Annotated in this window: 20 protein-coding genes; 7 read left to right on the top strand and 13 right to left on the bottom strand. The window is 70.1% G+C overall.

Annotated elements, in window-relative coordinates:
• Nucleotides 1–13: 13 nt before the first annotated feature.
• The 3 genes from ruvX to KBZ12_RS06810 all read right to left on the bottom strand — a co-directional run bounded on the left by ruvX (nucleotide 14) and on the right by KBZ12_RS06810 (nucleotide 2,914).
• Nucleotides 14–532: a Holliday junction resolvase RuvX gene (gene ruvX / locus KBZ12_RS06820; RefSeq protein ID WP_254957150.1), complete on the bottom strand. Its 519-nt coding sequence runs from the start codon at nucleotides 530–532 to the stop codon at nucleotides 14–16.
• Complete coding sequence (locus tag KBZ12_RS06815) at nucleotides 533–1,639, bottom strand: hypothetical protein (RefSeq protein ID WP_254957149.1); 1,107 nt, start codon at nucleotides 1,637–1,639, stop codon at nucleotides 533–535.
• 96 nt (nucleotides 1,640–1,735) lie between these two features.
• Nucleotides 1,736–2,914, bottom strand: a complete 1,179-nt coding sequence (locus KBZ12_RS06810; RefSeq protein ID WP_396100769.1) for a F420-0:Gamma-glutamyl ligase — start codon at nucleotides 2,912–2,914, stop codon at nucleotides 1,736–1,738.
• Between the two features lie 85 nt (nucleotides 2,915–2,999).
• Here KBZ12_RS06810 and KBZ12_RS06805 point away from each other — a divergent pair, with 85 nt between their 5' ends.
• The gene (locus tag KBZ12_RS06805) at nucleotides 3,000–4,379 is read left to right on the top strand and encodes a PhoH family protein (RefSeq protein WP_254957148.1); all 1,380 of its coding nucleotides are present in this window, start codon (nucleotides 3,000–3,002) and stop codon (nucleotides 4,377–4,379) included.
• A gap of 372 nt (nucleotides 4,380–4,751) precedes the next feature.
• Here KBZ12_RS06805 and fumC read toward each other — a convergent pair whose 3' ends face one another.
• The 5 genes from fumC to hisA form a co-directional block, all read right to left on the bottom strand.
• Nucleotides 4,752–6,134 carry a class II fumarate hydratase gene (fumC, locus tag KBZ12_RS06800; protein ID WP_254957174.1) on the bottom strand — a complete coding sequence of 461 codons (1,383 nt, stop codon included), beginning with the start codon at nucleotides 6,132–6,134 and terminating at the stop codon, nucleotides 4,752–4,754.
• On the bottom strand, nucleotides 6,131–6,724 hold the full coding sequence (locus tag KBZ12_RS06795) for a thylakoid membrane photosystem I accumulation factor (RefSeq protein WP_254957147.1): 594 nt from the start codon (nucleotides 6,722–6,724) through the stop codon (nucleotides 6,131–6,133). Before KBZ12_RS06795 ends, fumC begins: the two co-directional genes overlap by 4 nt.
• 22 nt (nucleotides 6,725–6,746) lie before the next feature.
• On the bottom strand, nucleotides 6,747–8,423 hold the full coding sequence (locus KBZ12_RS06790) for a DUF3685 domain-containing protein (RefSeq protein ID WP_254957146.1): 1,677 nt from the start codon (nucleotides 8,421–8,423) through the stop codon (nucleotides 6,747–6,749).
• 26 nt (nucleotides 8,424–8,449) lie between these two features.
• Complete coding sequence (locus KBZ12_RS06785) at nucleotides 8,450–8,839, bottom strand: Fur family transcriptional regulator (RefSeq protein ID WP_254957173.1); 390 nt, start codon at nucleotides 8,837–8,839, stop codon at nucleotides 8,450–8,452.
• A gap of 212 nt (nucleotides 8,840–9,051) precedes the next feature.
• Nucleotides 9,052–9,813: a 1-(5-phosphoribosyl)-5-[(5-phosphoribosylamino)methylideneamino]imidazole-4-carboxamide isomerase gene (gene hisA, locus KBZ12_RS06780; protein ID WP_254957145.1), complete on the bottom strand. Its 762-nt coding sequence runs from the start codon at nucleotides 9,811–9,813 to the stop codon at nucleotides 9,052–9,054.
• 66 nt (nucleotides 9,814–9,879) lie between these two features.
• Between hisA and KBZ12_RS06775 the strand changes: the two genes are divergently transcribed.
• The 4 genes from KBZ12_RS06775 to KBZ12_RS06760 are packed head-to-tail and all read left to right on the top strand — an operon-like array spanning nucleotide 9,880 to nucleotide 12,706.
• Complete coding sequence (locus tag KBZ12_RS06775; RefSeq protein WP_254957144.1) at nucleotides 9,880–10,107, top strand: DUF899 domain-containing protein; 228 nt, start codon at nucleotides 9,880–9,882, stop codon at nucleotides 10,105–10,107.
• Nucleotides 10,108–10,158: 51 nt separating this feature from the next.
• Nucleotides 10,159–10,905, top strand: coding sequence for a hypothetical protein (locus tag KBZ12_RS06770; protein WP_254957143.1), 747 nt, complete (start codon nucleotides 10,159–10,161; stop codon nucleotides 10,903–10,905).
• Nucleotides 10,906–10,949: 44 nt separating this feature from the next.
• Nucleotides 10,950–11,867, top strand: a complete 918-nt coding sequence (locus KBZ12_RS06765; RefSeq protein WP_254957172.1) for an NAD-dependent epimerase/dehydratase family protein — start codon at nucleotides 10,950–10,952, stop codon at nucleotides 11,865–11,867.
• Between the two features lie 59 nt (nucleotides 11,868–11,926).
• Nucleotides 11,927–12,706: a VanW family protein gene (locus tag KBZ12_RS06760; RefSeq protein ID WP_254957142.1), complete on the top strand. Its 780-nt coding sequence runs from the start codon at nucleotides 11,927–11,929 to the stop codon at nucleotides 12,704–12,706.
• Here KBZ12_RS06760 and KBZ12_RS06755 read toward each other — a convergent pair.
• Nucleotides 12,663–13,214 (bottom strand): CDP-alcohol phosphatidyltransferase family protein, encoded by a 552-nt coding sequence (locus tag KBZ12_RS06755; RefSeq protein WP_254957141.1) that lies wholly within the window; start codon nucleotides 13,212–13,214, stop codon nucleotides 12,663–12,665. The two genes, KBZ12_RS06760 and KBZ12_RS06755, sit on opposite strands and share 44 nt — an antisense overlap.
• Nucleotides 13,215–13,244: 30 nt before the next feature.
• Here KBZ12_RS06755 and KBZ12_RS06750 point away from each other — a divergent pair, with 30 nt between their 5' ends.
• Nucleotides 13,245–13,712, top strand: coding sequence for a CBS domain-containing protein (locus KBZ12_RS06750; protein WP_254957140.1), 468 nt, complete (start codon nucleotides 13,245–13,247; stop codon nucleotides 13,710–13,712).
• 10 nt (nucleotides 13,713–13,722) lie between these two features.
• On the opposite strand, the gene pdeM is transcribed toward KBZ12_RS06750, so the two are convergent.
• Complete coding sequence (gene pdeM, locus KBZ12_RS06745; RefSeq protein ID WP_254957139.1) at nucleotides 13,723–14,403, bottom strand: ligase-associated DNA damage response endonuclease PdeM; 681 nt, start codon at nucleotides 14,401–14,403, stop codon at nucleotides 13,723–13,725.
• A 110-nt stretch (nucleotides 14,404–14,513) separates the two neighbouring features.
• On the opposite strand from pdeM, the gene KBZ12_RS06740 reads away from it, so the two are divergent.
• Nucleotides 14,514–16,649: a 4Fe-4S binding protein gene (locus KBZ12_RS06740; protein ID WP_254957138.1), complete on the top strand. Its 2,136-nt coding sequence runs from the start codon at nucleotides 14,514–14,516 to the stop codon at nucleotides 16,647–16,649.
• On the opposite strand, the gene KBZ12_RS06735 is transcribed toward KBZ12_RS06740, so the two are convergent.
• From KBZ12_RS06735 to KBZ12_RS06725, 3 genes are all read right to left on the bottom strand, one after another.
• Nucleotides 16,646–17,281, bottom strand: a complete 636-nt coding sequence (locus KBZ12_RS06735) for a gamma-glutamylcyclotransferase family protein (protein WP_254957137.1) — start codon at nucleotides 17,279–17,281, stop codon at nucleotides 16,646–16,648. The two genes, KBZ12_RS06740 and KBZ12_RS06735, sit on opposite strands and share 4 nt — an antisense overlap.
• Nucleotides 17,282–17,426: 145 nt before the next feature.
• Nucleotides 17,427–18,263, bottom strand: coding sequence for a PhzF family phenazine biosynthesis protein (locus tag KBZ12_RS06730; protein WP_254957136.1), 837 nt, complete (start codon nucleotides 18,261–18,263; stop codon nucleotides 17,427–17,429).
• A gap of 11 nt (nucleotides 18,264–18,274) precedes the next feature.
• Nucleotides 18,275–19,084, bottom strand: coding sequence for an NYN domain-containing protein (locus tag KBZ12_RS06725; RefSeq protein WP_254957135.1), 810 nt, complete (start codon nucleotides 19,082–19,084; stop codon nucleotides 18,275–18,277).
• Nucleotides 19,085–19,126: the final 42 nt, after the last annotated feature.

Below are 19,126 nucleotides of genomic sequence, written 5' to 3'. Positions count from 1 at the left end.
AAAGCGGGTGCACTCAGAATGAATCAACACCGGCCCGAGTGCCCACGGCGATGGCCGCCGGGGCGACCGGATCGTCGCTGAACGCCGTCAGGTCCAGCGGTTCGGGTCCCTCCCGCTGCCACTGCTCCAGCAGCAGCACCGCCGCCGCGCTGTCGAGCCGCCCGCTGCGGTCGCCGTGCAGAGCGAAGCGTTCGCCTGCCGCCCAGCTGCTGGCGTGCTCATCCACCCAGGCCAGGGGCAGGGGCTGGCCGAGGGACTGCAGGGCCCGGGCCAGCCTCAGGCCAAAGCGGCGGCAATGGATCCCCTGCGGGGTGGGCCGCTGGCCGGCATCGAGGGGCAGCCCCACCACCAGCGCCTGCACCCGTCGCTGGCGCACGAGGGCCAGCAGCCGCTGCAGGTCGGCCTGGAACTCCCCCCGCGCCAGGGCCGGCAGTGGTGTCACCGTGACCCCCAGCGGATCGCAGCCGGCCAGGCCGATGCGGCGTCGCCCCACATCGATGGCCAGCACCGATCGTGGCCGGGGAGGGGCCATTCAGCGCAGGACCAGGGGCGCGGTGGGCAGGCTGCCGAGGGGGCCGCTGGGGGTGGGCATGGGCCGCCGCCGGGGCTGCAACTGCTCGAGCACCGCTTCGAGGCGCCGCGCCGCCCGCTTGGCCGGCTGGCCCTCCTGCCGTCGCCAGACACTGCGGGCCATCAGCACCTCCTCACCGTGGGCCTCGGCCCCCAGGGCCTGCAGCCAGCCCTGGCGCTCGCCGTCGCTCACCTCGCAACGCAGCCAGAGGCTGGTTCCCCCCTTGGCGAGGCGGTGCAGCAAAGGTTCCGCCGCCGTCCCGAGCAGGTGGGCCCAGCCAGGATGGATGCTCAACTCCACCGCCTGGCCGCCGCCGGGGTGCTCATCGAGCCAGCGCACGCCAGCCACCGCCTCATTGCGCACCGCATCCACCAGCAGCCAGCCGTGGCTGCGGCTCTGGTCGAGCAGGTCTTCGATGCGGCGGTCCTGCAGCTGGCGCAGGTGGGCCGGGCAGGTGGCCTGCTCCAGGTGCCACAGCAGCGGGGCCGTGCGGCGGTTGAGCTGGCGCAGCTGCAGATCGGCCGGCAGGGGCGGATCAGGGCGATCCGCCCCTGGCTGCCAGCGCCAGAGGCGATCGGTGCGCTGGGGCTGGAACCCCTGTTCCCGCAGGGTGGCCAGTCGGGAGGTATCCAGGCTGGAGGCGGTGGCGATCCAGCTGGCGGCTCCCTTCACCCGGCCGATGGCCTGGCGCAGCAGATCACCGGCCAGGGCCGCCCGGCTGGGGGCGGAGGCGTCCGGGGAGGTGGCTTCCGTGGCGGCCAGGGCCAGGCGCAGGTGCTGCACCTGCCAGCAGGTGCCGCTGCGATTGAGCCGGCGGGAAACGATCAGTCCCAGGGCCTGCTGGCGGGTGAGCCCCTGGCGCTGCAGGGCCACCAGCACCTGGGCGGCCACGGGGCGGCGGCTGGTCACCGCCGTCAGCAGCTGCTCTGGCAGCGCCAGCAGCAGCGAGCGCTGCAGCAGGGGCTGCAGCGGCAGGAAGGCGGGGTCATCCAGCAGGGGCAGGTGCCAGCCCTGGAGCGCCTCCACCGTCCAGCTGGGGGAGGGTCTGCCCTGGGCAGGCACTGGCACGGCAGGCACTGGCACGGCAGACGACCAAGGAATGGGGTGTGGCGCGGGAACGCGAAACGGGACGATGGCGAAGAACTCCGTACCGTCCTAACCATTCTAGGCGGGGCGCACCAGCACGAGGGGCGTGCGCTCGTTGGCATTGCCGGCGGGATTGGGACGCAGGGCCCGCATCAGCAGGGCCTCGTCGGTGCCGCCGCTGGCGGCCAGCACCTTCACCCGCCCCAGGTCGTTCACATCCACCACCGCCACGGCCACACCCAGGGCTGCCGCCATCCGCTCGCACCAGGCCTCCGGCTGGTCCGGCCCCAGCACGATGGTCTGGTCGTAGGGAGGCGTGGTGCCGGTGATGTCGTCGATCAGGCGGGCCTGCTCTCCGGCCAGCCGATAAAACCAGCCCTTGCTGCCCACCAGCTTGAGGGCGGTGCCCACCAGCCAAGCCCCCAGCACCCGGGCCGGGCCCGACACATCGATCAGGCTCTGCAGCCCGCAGGCGGTGGCCAGGGAGCTGGTGGGGTGGAACGCCCGGCACAGCAGGCGGGCCAGGAAGGAGGGCTCCACCGTCGACGGATGGTGGTACCGCCCCTGGATCACCGCCAGGGGGGTCTCACCGATGGTGAGCACGTCGCCGGGCTGCAGCAGGCCATCGGTGTAGCGCCGCAGCACCTCGAGGGAATCGTCGAGCACCCCCAGCAGATGGGTGCGCACCGGCAGCACGCGGCAGCCCTCGCCCTCGCGCCAGCCGGGGGCGGCCGGATCACCCGGTTCCGGCTTCTGCAGGGGCATCAGGATCCCCTGGCGCCGCTGCAGCCGACCGAAGGGTCCGTAGTTCACCCAGTGGATGTCCATCCAGAGGGTGTCGAGCACGCTTTCGAGATCCACTCCGGCGGGACCGGTGAGGTTCAGACGGATGTGGGCGGCGGTGGACTTGCGCCCCTTCACGATGTAGGCGGCCCAGTAACCATCAGGGCGGGCTTCCTCGTCCGGGTGCAGCGGTGTGATGCGCAGCTCATGGCGCACCTGGCTCGCGTCACTGCGGCCCAGCACGGTGGGCACCAGCGTGATCTCCGGCACCATCACCTCCATGTGGGGGTGGGGGTTGCGGATACGGATCTCGCCGGTGATCTCCAGGCCCTGGGCCCGGCGTCGCACCTGGAAGGCACCGGGCCGCAACTGCAGCGGGGAGGCGGGCCGCAGGCGGTGGCGCAGTTCGAGAACCACCATCCCCAGACCGAGGAGCAGCAGCAGAACCAGCAGAAAGGAAACGGGAAACGGCAAGCCGATACGTCAGGGAATGTCCGGGCGGAGCGTAGATGCACCCGCGGCCCTAGTTTCGGCCCCATGGAACCGGCAAGGCCCTGGCATGCGCAAGACCTTCGTGCTCGACACCAATGTGCTGCTGCATGACCCCCAGGCCCTGAACCGCTTCGAGGACAACCAGGTGGTGGTGCCGATCGAGGTGGTCGAGGAGATCGACCGCTTCAAGCGGGACCCCTCCGAAAAGGGCCGCAACGCCCGTCAGGTGTCCCGCCTGCTCGACCAGCTGCGGCAGAAGGGCAACCTGGCCGAAGGCGTGCCCCTCGATGGCCACCAGGGCGGCACCTTGAAGGTGGTGTTCTGTCGCAGCGAAACCCTGCGCCAGCTGCCTCCGGAATTGAAGGCGGGCAACGGCGACAACAACATCCTGGCGGTGGCGCTGGAACAACGGCTGCAGGAGGTGGTGGGCGGCCAGGCGCCGGTGGTGCTCGTCACCAAGGACACCAACCTGCGCATCAAGGCCGATGCGGTGGGCCTGATCGCCCAGGACTACACCACCGACAAGGTGGACATGGCGGACCTGTACCCCGGCTTCTGCGAGCGCTGGATGGGCGCCGAGCTGATGGACCAGGTCAAGGCTGGCGAAGGACTGGCGGTGGACGCGATCCCCTCCCAGCCGGTCCCCGTTTCGCCGCTGCAGGCCAACGAGGGCGTGACCCTCGTCGACCTGGCCCAGCCGGCCCACACCCTGCTGGCCCGCTACAACGGCCGCACAGGAACCCTGCAACCGCTGCAGAAGTCAGCCAAAGCCAAGATGGGACGCATCCAGCCCCGCAACCGGGAGCAGGCCTTCGCCCTCGATCTGCTGCTCGATCCGGCGGTGGCCCTGGTGACCCTGGTGGGCAAGGCCGGCACCGGCAAGACCCTGCTCGCCCTGGCGGCGGGTCTGCACCAGGTGGCCGACGAGCACCTCTACGAACGGCTACTCGTGACCCGCCCGGTGATCTCCCTGGGCAAGGAGATGGGCTTCCTGCCCGGGGATCTCGAGGAGAAGATGGCCCCCTGGATGCAACCGATCGTCGACAACCTCGACTTCCTGCTCGGTGGCGAGGACGCCCAGGCGGCCCGGGGCAGCCACCGGCCGCCTCGCAGCAACTGGAGCGACCTCAAGGGCATGGGCCTGCTGGAAGTGGAGGCGATCAGCTACATCCGCGGCCGCTCGATCCCCCGCCAGTTCATGGTGGTAGACGAGGCCCAGAACCTCACCCCCCACGAAGTCAAGACAATCGTCACCCGGGTGGGAGAAGGCACCAAGATCGTGCTCACCGGCGACCCTTACCAGATCGATAATCCCTACGTGGATGCCGAGAGCAATGGGCTCACCTGGCTGGTGGAACGCTTCAAGGGCCAGCTGCTCTCCGGCCACATCACCCTGATGCGGGGGGAACGCTCCGAGCTGGCGGAACTGGCGGCCAACCTGCTCTGAGATTGTTTCCCTGGATCCACTGGGCACCGCTGCTGCGGCAGGGGCCCCTCAGTTCAGGAAGGTGCCGGTGATGCCCCCAGTGACGGCGACACGCAACCTGGCCTGACGGTGTGTGTGTCACCAGCCGACAATCCCGGAGAGAGCACACCTGTGGCGTCCCCCGACCAGCGGGGGCTGCCGAACTGCCGCGTTGTTGCACCGTTGCAGAACGGTGTCTCTCCGCCGGAAGGTTGATAGACCATGACGTGCCGTCCGGACTTGTGAGCCAAAGCACAATGTTCGCCGAAAGCAATCATTTCCAAGACAATGCTGGAGGCTTTGGCCGTGGCCATGACGCGACGGTTGATCCAGGGGACATCAAGCCTGGCCCCCTCAGACCATCTGCTCGGGCTTCACCCAGCGATCGAACTCCTCGCCGCTGATCTCTCCCAGGACCAGGGCCGCTTCCCGCAGGCTGAGCCGGTGCTGGTGGGCGTGCCGGGCGATGGCGCAGGCCCGGTCGTAGCCGATCGCCGGCGTCAGGGCGGTCACCAGCATCAGGCTGCGGTCGCGCTGGGCTTCGATGTGCTCCACATCCGCCCGCAGTCCTTCGATGCAGAGTTCCCGGAAGGTGCCGCAACTCCCCGCCAGCAGGTCGATGCTCTCGAGGAGGTTGTGGGCGATCAGGGGCTTGAACACATTCAGCTCGAAGTTCCCCTGACTGGCCGCCATCTGGACGGCGGTGTTGTTGCCCATCACCTGAACGGCCACCATCGTGAGGCTCTCGCACTGGGTGGGATTCACCTTGCCGGGCATGATGCTGGAGCCCGGCTCGTTCTCCGGCAGCACCAGTTCCCCCAGGCCACAGCGGGGGCCGCTGGCCAGCCAGCGGATGTCGTTGGCGATCTTCATCAGGCTGCCCGCCAGCACCGTCAGGGCCCCATGGGCCGCCGCCAGCCCCTCCTGGCCCGCCAGGGCCTGGAACTTGTCGGGGGCGCTGGTGAAGGGCAGGCCGAGGCGCTCGGCCAGCCGGGTGGCGACCGCTTCGCCGAAGCCGGCCGGTGCATTCAGCCCGGTGCCCACCGCCGTGCCGCCGATGGCCAGCTGCAGCACCTGGGGCAGGGTGGCCCGCAGGCTGGCCAACCCCAGGTCCAGCTGGGAGGCATAGCCGCCGAACTCCTGGCCCAGGCTGAGGGGCACGGCATCCTGCAGATGGGTGCGCCCGATCTTGATCAGGCCGGCGTAGGCCCCTGCCTTGACCCGCAGGGCGGCGATCAGGGCTTCCAGGCTGGGGATCAACCGCTGGTGCAGCGCGATCGCCGCCGCCATGTGCATGGCGGTCGGGAAGGTGTCGTTGCTCGACTGGCTCAGGTTGACGTGGTCGTTCGGGTGGACCGGCAGCTTGCTGCCCAGCACGCCGCCGGTGGCGGCGATGGCCCGGTTAGCGATCACCTCGTTGACGTTCATGTTGGTCTGGGTGCCCGATCCTGTCTGCCAGACCCGCAGCGGGAACTCGCCATCGAGCCGGCCGCCGCTCACCTCCTCGGCCGCCGCCACGATCAGGGCCGCCAGCTCCGCCGGAAGCACGCCCCTGGCGGCATTCACCTCGGCGCAGGCAGCCTTGAGCTGGCCGAAGGCGTGCACCACCGTGATCGGCATCAGCGCCCCGAAGGGGAAGTTGCGCAGCGATCGCTGGGTCTGGGCACCCCAGTAGTGGTCGGCCGGCACCTCCACCGGGCCGAGGCTGTCGGTTTCGGTGCGGGTGGCCGGCATCAGCGGGACGCCACCACTTCGCTGTTGAGTTCGTTGAAGCTCAAGGTGGCACTGTTGCCCGAGCCGGGGGCCATCGGAATGCCGGTGGCCTCGCTCACGGCGGTGTTGATGGCATCGACGCTCACCTGACCGTGCCGATCGAAGACCACCCTGCCGCCGCCGTCGATCACCACCACCTGGGGGATCAGGCCATCCCAGTAATGGGCCGGATCGCTGACACCGCCATCGGGCCGGTTCTGGAGCGGATCGGTGACCAGGGGGATCAGGTCGACGGCATTGCCCCAGACCCGCTGCAGCTCCGACACCACCGGCGAGAACTGTTTGCTGACGCTGCTGTCGTCGAGGTAGTAGACGAGCACGGCCACCCGATGCTCTGCCAGGGACTGGGCCAGGCTGCTTCGGGGCGGAACCAGGGAGCCGTTGCCGGCGTAGAGGGCGAAGATGTTGCCGTCGTAGCGATCGTTCTCGAGGCTGGCCGCCGCCGGGCCAGGGGCCCAGAGCAGGCCCATCGCCACGATCAGCAGCAGGGCCCAGAGGCCGGCGAGGGGCCGGGACAGCAAACGGGGCAAGGGGTGGCGGGCATCTCGGCACATTGTGCCCTGCACACCGGCCACCTCAGCCGCGGTTGAGGCCCCGCCCCATCCCCTGGACGATGCCGCGACCCACCAGGCCGATCGCCTTGCCGAGCACCTGGGTCAGCAGCACCACCAGCAGATCCCCCAGGCGTTTCAGCAGGCTCTGCAGCTGGGGGGCCAGAGCATCACGGGCCTCCAGGGCCAAGGTGACCGCCTGCTGCACCCAGCCGAGCTGGCGCAGTTCGGCGTCGCGGGGCTCGGTGAGATCGACGCAATCAATGGCTCCGGCCCCGAGGCGGAACAGGGGACGCCGGCTCTCGTAAAGGTGAATCGGACGGTCGAACCAGCTGGTCCAGCGCTGCTGGGCATTGAGCTGGTTACGCAGTCGCTCCAGGTTGCGGGTGGCCAGCAGCTCGGGACGCAGCAGGTAGCGGCGCAGTTCAGGCCATTCGGCGCAGGCCGCCAGCACCTCGGCACTGATCAGCTCGGCGCTGCGCACCAGCCAGTTGCTGAGCAGCAGCTCCAGATAGAGGACGGCCTGGGGTTCATCCGGGGCCAGCAGGTGGCCGTCCACCAGCAGCGGACGGGCCTGCAGCAGGGACGTGAGCATGGCCACCGGGTCGGGCAGCTCCTGGTCGTCGTCAGCAAACGCACTGCGGTGCAGGAGGGTCTCCGCCACCGGGCAGAGCTTGCCATCCATGGGCAGCTGCACGTAGGAGCCGGCCATGTGGCGCAGGGCCTGCTGGCGCAGCTCCGGCTGGAGCTCCTTCCAGAGCCGCTCCAGCTGCTCGCCGCGGGGATCGTCCTGCAGCAGGCGCTGGCGCAGCCGGTCGAATTGCTCCAGCAGCCCCAGCAGCAGATCGCTGCGGCGGGAGGCATGCAGACCATCCAGGGCCAGCAGCTGGCCGCTGTTGTTGCTGGGTCCGGCGGCGGCGGCCTGCCCCAGCCGCTCCCGCAGGGCCTCCCAGAGGCCCTCGGCGGTGCGTTGCCGCAGGGTGATCGCCACCCCATGACCCGTGCTGGAGACGGGGCTTTCGGCTGGGGAGGCCGCGACGGGCCCAGGCCCCATGGGCTCGCCCCAGGCCAGGCTGACCGGGCCCCAGAGCCACAGCAGCAGGCGCCGGGCCAGCCGCAGCTCCCGCACCCGGCCCTCCAGCAGCAGCAAAGGGAGCAGCTGGACCGGCGGTGGATCGAGCAGCCGCAGACAGAGGCGCAGCTCGGCATCGATCTGCTGCAGTCCACTCAGCAGCAACCATTGGCCCAGGCCGATGGGAACGGCGGAGGCGGCAGCCGAGGCCTGGTGGGCGGCGCCGATGGCCAGCACCCGGCCGCCGGCCAGCACCGTGCTGACGGCCTCCCGCAGGCTCGCGGCGTCGGCCTGCTCAATCAGGCCCTGGGCCGGCAGCTGCAGCAGAAAATCACTGGCGTAGGGATGGTGATCCGGCAGCAGCAGCAACAGCGGCGCCGGATGCCAGCGTTCCAGAAGACGGCGACTCTCGGCATCGAGCGCCTGGGGTTCAGGCAGGACGCCGAGGCACCAGACGATGAGCTGGGGCGAGCCCTGCAACGCGTCAGCGTCCACCACCCGACAACCGCTCCAGCCGGTGGCTCCACTGCCGCTGGCGGGGGGCTCAAGCCAGCTGGTCAGGCCCGCCCGCTGCAGGGGTTCGGCGAACAGCAGCAGCTGGGGGAGGGGCTGTGCTGGACGTCGAGGCACGTGGTCAGGGAAGGGATGGGCCGACCTTAACCAAGCCGGCCACTTTTCTCCAGTGCTGGCCGGGGATGGCCGGACAGGTGCAGGGTGTACGACTCGATCGCGAAGCCGGTTTGCGATTCGATCTGCTGCAGGAGGTTGGCGGGAAGCTGCACATCGAGGTCAAGGATCTCGCCCGATTGGGTGCAGGTGAGATGGCTGTGGGGGTCGGCGCGATAGCCGTAGAGCCGGCCGTTGGCCCGCTCGAGGCATTCGATCACTCCGGCCGATTGCAGGGCCTCAAGATTCTGATAAACGGAGGTGTGGCCGATGTGGCGCCCCTGATCGTTGAGCTTCTCGAAGATGTCCCGAGCGGAAAGATGGCTTTTCTCGGCCCACAACAGATCGAGCACCATGCGCCGCTGGCGGCTCAGCCGCATGCCCAGTTCCCGGCAGCGCTGGTACACCTCTTCCACCTGGCTTGGGGTTGGGGTCAGCGGTACACGACCACCGACCTCGGCGCGGCTGGTGCCGCCTGCGGAAGAGGGGGTGGTCGTGGTGGGATGCAACCGCTGCCGCCATAAACGATGGTTCTGTTATAGGGCAGTTGCACCAACACCGGCACGGGCCACCCTGCCGCCGGCGGCGTGCTTCAGGCGATCGGCAGCTGCAAGGGATCCTGCAGCCGTTGCTCCCCGATGGCCTGCAGGGCCTCCGCCAGATTCACCCGGCCGTCGTACAGCGCCCGTCCCACGATCACGCCCGTCACACCGTGGGGTTCCAGACTCAGCAGGCTGAGCAGGTCGGTGAGACAACCCACACCCCCTGACGCGATCACCGGCAGGGAGGAAGCCTGGGCCATGGCCCGCAGGGCCGCCAGGTTGGGGCCCTCCAGGGTGCCGTCGGTGGCGATGTCGGTGCTGATGATCGCCGCCACCCCCGTGCCCTCGAGGCTGGCGGCCAGGGCGGTGGCCTCCACCGTGCTCTGCTCGATCCAGCCACGGGTGGCCACCATGCCCTCCTTGGCATCGATCCCCACCACGACCCGGCCGGGATGGCGGCCGGCCAGGCGGCGCACCAGCTCCGGGTTCTCAATGGCCACCGTGCCCAGGATCACCCGATCCACACCCCAGCCCAGCAGCTGCTCGGCCCGTTCCGCCGAGCGCACGCCTCCCCCGAGCTGCACCGGAATCGCCAGGGCTGCGGTGATCGCCTGAACGGCACCGTCGTTGCAGGGGGTTCCGCTCCTGGCCCCATCGAGATCCACCAGGTGCAGCCGCGGGGCCCCCTGACGCTGCCATTCCAGAGCCTGGGCCACGGGGTCGTCACTGAAGCGGGTGACACGGTCGTAATCGCCCTGATGCAGACGAACGCAATGCCCGTCGAGCAGATCGATGGCGGGAATGACTTGCATGACCAGGGGACAGGGCCGCTCTGGGATCCATCCTGTGCCATGACGCTGCCCATGGGCCCTGACCCGATGACGCTCTCCCCTCCCGCGCTCGCACCGGACGACTGGCGCCGCCTCAGGGATGCGCTCCGCTACCAGGGCCGCGATCTGCATCACCGCTCCTATGCGGTCACGTCCCAGCGACGGGAACTGCTCTGGGAGGAAATGGACCACTGCCTGGCCCTGGCCGATCGCATCGCGGCTCACCTGGAGCAGCTCAGCGCGACCGGAGCTGATCCGGCGCCGGAAACGACGTAACTTGCCCCCATCCGCGGGCGACGGCACTCGCCAGGCCTCCGTCTCTCCCCGATGTCGCCGCTGCGGCCGCTTGCTGTTCTGCTGCTGATCGGCTGCTGCAGCCCTGTCCTGGCCCAGCCCCTGGCGCCCCCACCGCTGACGGCGCCGGCGCCCCCGCCGCGGCCCCTGCTGGGGCCCGATGGGCCCGATCCGCGCGACAGGCCGCCCCCCCTGGCGCCACCCGGTTCGGTGATTCCACCGATCAACCGCCCCGATGCCCGGCTGGAGGCGGCCCTGCGGGCCCGCCTGTTCGCCGGCCCGCTGGCCTCCCCCGCCGCGGCGGCCGGCGATCCCGACCAGACCGAATGGGAGCAGGCCCGTGCCACGGCCACCCGGCCGGTCTGCGCCGACGTGGGGCCCCTGCGCTATCTCCACAACCGGGTTGATCTCGACGGCGACGGCAAGCTGGAGACCGTGGCGGTGGTGGTCGGCTCCTTCGCCTGTGCCAGCGGCGGCTGCAGCCTGCTGATCTTCCGGGACGTCGACGGCGTGCTGGAACTGGTGGCGGAGAACGGCCTGTTCCAGTCGCCCCTGACGGTGATCAGCAATCGCCACCGCGGCTGGCTGGATCTCACCCTGCCCGCCAGCCTGCATGGCGCCCCCGACGGGCTGAAGGAGCTGCGTTTCGATGGCCGCACCTATCGGCCGGTGCCGCTGGCGGTGGCCGAAGGGACCAGCGGGCCACCCGGAACGGTGCTGCTGGAGCTGCTGCCCCTGCCCTTCGAGCGCCTGGGCCAACCCCTCCCCTGCGGCCCCTGATCCGGCCCGGCCGCTTGAATGGCGCTCACCGACGCGGCATGGCGATGAGGATCCTGGTGATGGGCGGCACCCGTTTCGTGGGCCGGCCCCTGGTGAAAAGGCTCCTGGCGGCGGGCCACGCGCTCAGCCTGTTCACCCGTGGGCGCCAGCCGGTGCCGGCGGGGGTGGAGCATCTGCAGGGAGACCGCAGCAGCGCCGAGGGCCTGGAGGTCCTGCAGGATCGCCCCTTCGATGTGATCGTCGACAGCTCCGGCCGCACCCTGGAGGACACCCGCCAGGTGATCACGCGCACCGGCCCCCCTGCCCATCGGCTCGTGTACGTGAGTTCGGCCGGGGTCTACGCCGACAGCGAGCTCTGGCCACTCGATGAGGAGTCGCCCACCGATCCCCAGAGCCGCCACGCCGGCAAGCTGGAAACGGAAGCCTGGCTGCGCCAGGAGGGCATCCCCTTCACCAGCTTCCGGCCCACCTACATCGTCGGTCCGGGCAACTACAACCCGGTGGAGAGCTGGTTCTTCGATCGGATCGTGCACGGCCGGCCGGTGCCCCTGCCCGGCGACGGCAGCACCATCACCCAGCTGGGCCACGTGGCCGACCTGGCCGCCGCCATGGCCCGCTGCATTGAGGTGGAGGCCGCCACCAATCGGATCTACAACTGCACCGGCTGCCAGGGCATCAGCTTCCGGGGCCTGGTGGCCGCCGCCGCCCGGGCCTGTGGCACCGACCCGGAGGCGGTGGAGATCCGCAGCTTCGATCCCGCCGGCCTCGACAAAAAGGCCCGCAAGGCCTTCCCCCTGCGCCTGGCCCATTTCCTCACCGACACCCACCGGGTGCGGCGGGAGCTGGCCTGGGAGCCCGCCTTCGACCTGGAGGCCACCCTGGCCGCTAGCTACACCAACGACTACGCCCTGCGGATGCCCACCACACCCGACTTCAGCGGCGACGAAGCCCTGCTGGGCTGAAGGATCAGGGCCCTGATCGCCGCAGGTACAACGCCATGGCCCGAGGACAGACTGTCGTCATGCGACGAATTTTGCCCCTGGAAATGCGTCAGGAGATCCGCCACTGGTGGCGGCTCTGGAACGATTGCCGCAACGGGATGAGGTTCGACCGATCCATGGGCGACCTGGCAGTGGGTGAGCTGGCAGTGGGTGAGCTGGGCCAACGGTCATCGATCGGCCTCATCCAGCCGATCATGCCCAGTGACTTCTTCGAGAACAAACGGGCCAATATCCGCCGCGGCGCCGCCCTGCTGGATTGCGGCCTGATCGGTGCCGAAAAGGCCTGGTCCTTCTGGCACCGTGTCGGCCGTCCCCATGCCGCCAACGGATTTCTGCCGGGACGGAACATCGTCAACGGCAAGCTCGTTGCCCTCAGCGGCGGAGGGCTCTGCCAGCTGTCTTCGATGGTGTATCACCTGGCCCTGCTGGGTGGATTGACCGTGCTGGAACGCCATCCCCACAGCCTGGACATCTACGAGGAGGATCAGCGCTTCACACCCCTGGGCGCCGACGCCACGGTGGTGTGGGGATACAAGGATCTGCGACTCCACAATCCCCACCCATTTCGCATCTCCTTTGGATTGAGAGTGGAGCGGAACAGCTTGATCGGCGAGCTTCGTTCCGAGGCCAACCTGACGGCCAGCGACGTTGAGTTTGTACGTGTGGAACTCGAACGACCCTGGGTTCAGATCAACACGATGGTCAACCAGCTCCTGCTCGTCTCGACGGTGTACGAACAGCGACAGGGCCTGCAGGTCAGCCCCGCTGACCTGCCCGCAGGTACCCCAGGGCGGAGCTGAGCGCCAGCAGCAGCGAGGGCCAGAACAGCCACCAGCCGGCGGCCTGCAGAGCGGCCACCAGTCCCGCCCCCTGGCCCAGGCCCCAGGCGGGCGGCCAGAGCAGAAGCAGCAGGGAGAGGAACTGCAGGATCGTCTTGGCCTTGCCCCCCAGGGAGGCGGGGCCGCCGCTGCCCTGGCCGGCCCGCCAGCCGGAGATCAGCAGCTCCCGGGCCAGCAGCAGCCACACCGCCCACAGGGGCAGGCCGCCGGTGTGGGCCAGCCACAGCAGCGGGGCGCTGATCAGGATCTTGTCGGTGAGGGGATCAAGCCTGGCCCCCCACACCGAGCCACCGCCGGCCCGGCGGGCCAGGGCCCCGTCGGCCCAGTCGCTCAGGCCGCCCAGCAGCAGCAGCAACCAGGCCAGGCCAGGCCGGCCGCCGGCCAGGGCCAGCAGCAGGGGCAACCCCAGCACGGCCCGGGCAAGCGTCAGCAGGTCGGCGAGGCGTCGCAGGGGAGGGGTCCCGTTCACCAGCAGAATGCCATCACCGAGGAGATCCGCATGGTCGTCGAGCGCAGCGTGGCCGAAGTGATGACCAGCCCCGTGCTGAGTGTCATGACCACCACGCCCCTCCAGGAGGCCGTGCAGCTGATGAGCGACCACCACGTCAGCGGCCTGCCGGTGCTCGATGAGCTCGGAGCGCTGGTGGGGGAACTCAGCGAGCAGGACCTGATGGTGCGTGAGAGCGGTTTCGATGCCGGCCCCTACGTGATGCTGCTCGATGCCGTCATCTATCTGCGCAACCCGCTCGACTGGGACAAGCAGGTGCACCAGGTACTGGGCAGCTCGGTCGGGGACGTGATGGGCTCCAAACCCCACAGCTGCACCGCCACCACCAGCCTTCCCCAGGCGGCCCGCCTGCTGCACGACCGGGGCACCCAGAGGCTGTTCGTGCTCGACGACCAGGAGGCCCTGGTAGGGGTGCTCACCCGCGGCGACATTGTGCGGGCTCTGGCGGCCGAGGGCTGAACGTTCCAGATCAGGCGGCCCCCCTCTGGGCACTCCGGAGCTTGGGAGAAGGGTTCCAGGGGATGACGGCACCATCGGCCACCAGCCAGAGGGCCTCACCCCGGGGGCAGGGGTGGCCTCCCGTCAAAACGCCGAACGACGGCAGCACCAGCTGGTTCAGGGTCTGGTCGTAGGCGAAGCACGGCAACCGCAGCCGGTCGGCGCCACGGCCCACCAGAGCCACCGGATGGCGGTGGCCGCAGACATTCAACCGGCCGCCCATGGGCTCCGGGGCATGGCTCAGCCACAGGGGGCCCATGGGCTGGGAGGGCTCCTGGACCAGGTCCTCCAGCCAGCTGCCCCGTTCGTGGTTGCCGCCGATCAGCCGCAGGGGACAGCCCAGCAGGGAGGGCAGGGCCGCCAGCTTCTGGCGCAGCTCCTCGGTGAGGCCCAGGCGGCTGTGGATCAGGTCGCCGAGCACCACCACCAGCCGGGGCTGGAGCCGGTGGGCCACCGCCAGCAGGGCATTGAGGGTGGCCGCATCGCCATCGCTGGGCAGCGGGATGCCCTGGCACTGGAACGATTCCGCCTTGCCCAGGTGCAGGTCGGCCAGCAGCAGCAACCCCTGCTGCGGATCCCAGGCGGCCTTCTCCGCCAGCAGCTCCAGGTGGTGGCCCCGCCAGGGGAATTCAACGGCGGCAGGAGGATTCACGCCGGCGGCTTCGGGGCGCCGTGGAGGATGACGGACATGGCGCGATCGCAGGGAGAAGCGGAACGTCGCCATTCTCTCCGCCCAGAATCCGCTCAGCAGGTCCCGCGCTGATGACGTCCACCCCGCCGGATGCGGCCGAGAGCGCCAGGGCCGCTCTGCTGCGGCTGGCGCCCTACCTGCTGGGCCGGGTCCGGCGGGGGGTCGTCGGCAGCAGCCGCTACGCCCAGAAGCTGCGGGAAGCGATCCGCGATGCCGCCGCCGATGGCTCTGGCGGCCCCGTGCTGATCAGCGGTGAACCGGGACTGGAGAAGGACAACATCGCCGCCCTGATCCACTTCGGATCTGCGGCCCGCAAGCAGCTGGTGGTGCAGGTCAACTGTGCCCTGCTGCGCCCCGACGGGGCGGAACTGTTCGCGGCCGGAGCCGATGGCCTCACCCTGCTCGACTGCCTCGGCGCCGGCGGCCTGTTGCTCGATCAGATCGACAAGGCCGATCCCCAGCTGCGGCCGGCCCTGCTGCAGCTGGCCCGCAGCGGTCGCTGGGTCTCGCCCGACGACGGCCATGAACACCCGTTCCCGGGGCGGGTGTTCCTCACCGCCGAAACCACGGCGCCCGATTTCGATGCCTGCTGCCGCCACATCCGGGTGCCGCCCCTGCGGGTGCGGCGCCAGGATCTGGGCGAATGGTTGCGCTACGGGGTGCGCCAGAAGGCGCGCAGCCTGGGCTGGGCGACGCCACCCGCGGTGAGTGAGGGACTGGTCAAGCGACTCCAGACCTACGACTTCCCCGGCAACATCCGGGAACTCTCCCTGGTGATCGAGCGGGCCTTGCGCCAGTGCGCCGACGGCCGACCGGCCGTCCTGCCCGACGAAGTGTTCTGGACAGGGCGCCGCTCCCAGCGCGCCCGCTTCGACCTCTGGCGCTGGAAACCCCAGCTGCGGGACGTGATGCGGTCACCGCTGCTCTGGAACGGCCTGTTGTTCGGCCTGGTGAGCTGGGTCTTCGTGCTGGTGAACCTCTGGCTCTGGTTCGGTCCCCAGGACCGTCAGCACAACGGGGCCCTGAACATGTTCTGGGCCTGGTGGTGGCCACTGATCCTGCTGACGTACCCGGTCGTGGGCCGGTTGTGGTGCTCGTTCTGCCCCTTCATGGTCTGGGGGGAGATCAGCCAGCGGCTCGCCCGGGCCCTGGGCTGGCAGCCCGCCCGCTGGCCAAGGGGCGACAGCGATGCCTGGGCGGCGCCGATCCTGGCGGCCGGCTTCGCGGCGATCCTGCTCTGGGAGGCGGTGTGGAACCTGGAGAACTCGGCCTGGCTGAGCAGCTGCCTGTTGCTGTTGATCACCCTTGGTGCCGTGGTCGGCTCGCTGCGTTTCGAGAAGCGCTTCTGGTGCCGCCATCTCTGTCCGGTGGGGGGCATGAACGCCCTGTTCGCCAAGCTGGCGATCAGTGAATTGCGGGCCCAGGCGGGGATCTGCAGCGGCAGCTGCACCTCCTACGCCTGCTTCAAGGGGGGGCCGGCCGAAGGCGAAGGCCTGCCCACGGCCGGCTGTCCCCTGGGCACCCATCCAGCCCACCTGGAGGACAACCGCAACTGCGTGCTCTGCCTCACCTGCGCCCAGGCCTGTCCCCATCGCTCGGTGCAGCTGCGGCTGCGGCCACCGGCCGCGGATCTGCAGCGCGACATGGACCCGCCCGCCGGCGAGGCGGGCCTGATCCTGGTGCTGGCCGGTGGAGTTTGTCTGCACCATTGGCAGCGACTTCTGGGGGGCGTCTCACTGGCGCCGGAGAGCCTGGTGGCGGGCCCGTTGCTGCCGCGGCTGGCCTTCGCGGTCCTGGCCCTGGCCCTGCCGGCGGGGGCCTTCCTGCTGGTCCGCCATCTGCGCGGCTGGGGGCGGCGTCCGGAGGTGGCCGCCTCGCGGCTGCGGCTTTCCCTCTATGCGCTGTTGCCGCTGTTGTGGGCCCTGATGCTGGCTGACCACCTGCCCCTGGGCATGGCGGAGGGGGGGCTGGTGCTGCCGGTCAGCGCCAGCCCCTGGTGGCCCCAGCTGGCCGCCCGCTTGCCCGGATGGAGTGCCGACGGCCACGTGATCGCCTTCTGCCAGACGCTGGTGCTGGCGGTGGGTGTGGCGGGTTCGGTGGTGCTGCTGCGGCGACTGCTGCAGCCCCTGCGCTGGGGTTGGCTGGCCCTGGGCTGGCTGGCGCTGGGGCTTGGGGCGGGCGGGCGCTGGCTGGTGGCGGCGGGCTAACGCCCGCAGACCCGCTGCAGGTCACTGTCGCTGTAGAGCGCGACGGGGGCATCGGCAGGGCTCTCCTGCAGCCGCTGCTTCTTGGTGAGGTAGTGGGCGCCGCCGAGGCTGTTGCCCAGCGGCACGCGAGCGCTGCCATGGCTGCCGCGCCAGGCGTTGCAGGTGGCGAGGGTGTCGAGGGCCAGGGCGGGAAAAGCGGCGGCCAGCAGGGCAGCCCCGCCCAGGACCAGCAGCACGGCCGGGGCCATCTGACTGCGGCGCACCGCAGCCCCCGGCGCCGGACCCAGCCAGCAGCCATCGGCAATGGCGGACACATGGCGGACCTGATGCGGCCGTCCCAGATACACCCAGGCGCGGCGGCCATCGGCCAGGGGCAGGGGCTGGCGGTCGTAGAGGCGGGGATAGCCCTCCAGCCGATCCAGCCGGGCCAGGCCGGCGGCATCCACGCCATACACCTCGCCCCGCACCGACCCCTCGCCGGGCACGGCCATCGGGAAGGGGCCCAGGTCATGGAGCACCACGTCCGGCAGAAGCGCCTCCCCCAGGAAGGGAGCCCCAGCCAGCCAGTGGTGGTTGCCATGGCCGCGCTTGAGGGTGCCGTAGACGAAGACCAGCTCGGGATTCCGGTTCACGGGTCGGGCCAGGGGCGGTGGGGCCTGAGGCCATAATGCGACCAAAATGCATCCGGTTCCATGACGATCGCCCTGCTCGCGACGCTGCTGGGTTCGCTGGTGTTGATGGGCTGGATCGTCAAGCGGCTTGAGAAGGCCTCCTGAGTCAAGGCTCCAGGGAGCGCACCTGACCCGCCACCCGGATTGAGCCACCCAGCGCCGCCGGGATCTCGGCACTCAGCAGGGAGCGGCAGCCCATGTCCTCCCCCTGCACCACCACGAGGCTGCCGCCGTGGGGCCAGCCGAGGGCCTGCAGATAGCCGCCCAGCGCCGCCGTCGCGGCACCGGTGGCCGGATCCTCGTAGACGCCGCCGGAGGCGAAGGCATTGCGACTGTGGAACGTCCGGGGCCCTTCCGCCCAGACCAGCAGGAGCGTCAGCAGCCCCGCCGCCGCCATCAGCCGGGCCCCCTCCTTCATGGCGTAGCGCATGGCCGCCAGGTCCTCGCGGCGGCGCAGGGCCAGCAGCAGATGGTCGGCACCGCCATGGACGATGGCCGGTGGCAGGGCGGGATCCAGGTCGCTGGGTTCGTAGCCGAACAGCGCCAGGCCGGCCGCGAGCAGCTCCGGCCCCACGGGGCGCTGGTGGGTGGGGGGCGACTGCAGGGCGGCGCTCCAGCGCTCCCCCTGCCGCCGGCCCGCCACCGTGATCTCGGCGCTGTTGAGCACCAGGGGGAACACCCCAGCCCCGAAGCGTTCGGCCAGGGCCGCCCCGAGGGCGACGGTGGCATGGCCGCAGAAGGGCACCTCGGTGGCCGGGGAGAAGTAGCGCACCCGCCAGCCGTCCTCCTGGGGGGCGGCAAAGACCGTTTCCGAGTCGCCCACCTCTGCCGCGATCCGCTGCATCTGGGCAGCCTCAGGCAACTGCTCAGCGATCACGACGCCGGCGGGATTGCCGCCCTGGTCGCCGTCGCTGAAGGCCGCCAGGCGCTGAACGGTGAGCATGGACACGGGCCTCAGTCGTCCTCCCGGGCGCGCACGTAGACGATCGTGCGGTTGCCGCTCGGGGCCTCCCGTTCCTCCATCACGAACAGGGAGGGACAGCCGCGGACCAGATCGGAAAGCTTGCGGAAGCCGTAGAGCCGGGTGTCGAAGTCGGGCTGGATCTTCTGCAGGTAGCTGCCGAACGTGCCCAGCTGGGTCCAGCCCGACTCATCCACCGAGCGGTCGAGGGCTTCCATCAGGAAATCAGCGGGAATGGCGGGAAGGCCGCCGACGGGGGGATCACTTTCCCGGGGCCGGCGGGCGCTTTCGGCGGCGGCGGCATCCTCCCCCTGGCGGGAGGCGGTCCGCAGCACTTCGGTGAACAGGAACTTGTGGCAGGCATTGCGGAAAGCCGCCGGGGTCTTCTCCTCGCCGAAGCCGTACACCAGCAGCCCTTCCTCCCGCAGGCGCACGGCCAGGCCAGTGAAATCGCTGTCGCTGGTCACCAGGCAGAAGCCGTCGAAGCGGCGGGTGTACAGCAGATCCATCGCGTCGATGATCATCGTGCTGTCGGTGGCATTCTTGCCCACGGTGTAGGCGAACTGCTGCATCGGCTTGATCGAGAACTTGTTGAGCAACTTCTTCCAGGAGGCACTCTCCGGTGAGGTGAAGTCGCCGTAGATGCGCCGCACGATCGCCTCCCCGAAGCGGGCCACTTCCTCCAGCACCGCCTCGATCACCGCCGCCCGGGCGTTGTCGGCATCGATCAGCACCGCCAGGCGCTTGCCGTTGTCCTCAACGGAACCGCCGGCCGCTGGGAGAACTCCGGAAGGGGATGTCATGGCTCAACCCCTACGGGGTTCGACCCTAACCGCCCCCAGCGC

This window comes from Cyanobium sp. Cruz CV13-4-11, from assembly GCF_024346055.1.
GTDB lineage: Bacteria > Cyanobacteriota > Cyanobacteriia > PCC-6307 > Cyanobiaceae > Cyanobium.
Note: the sequence above shows the minus strand (reverse complement) of the source record. Positions and strands in the feature narration are given on the sequence as shown.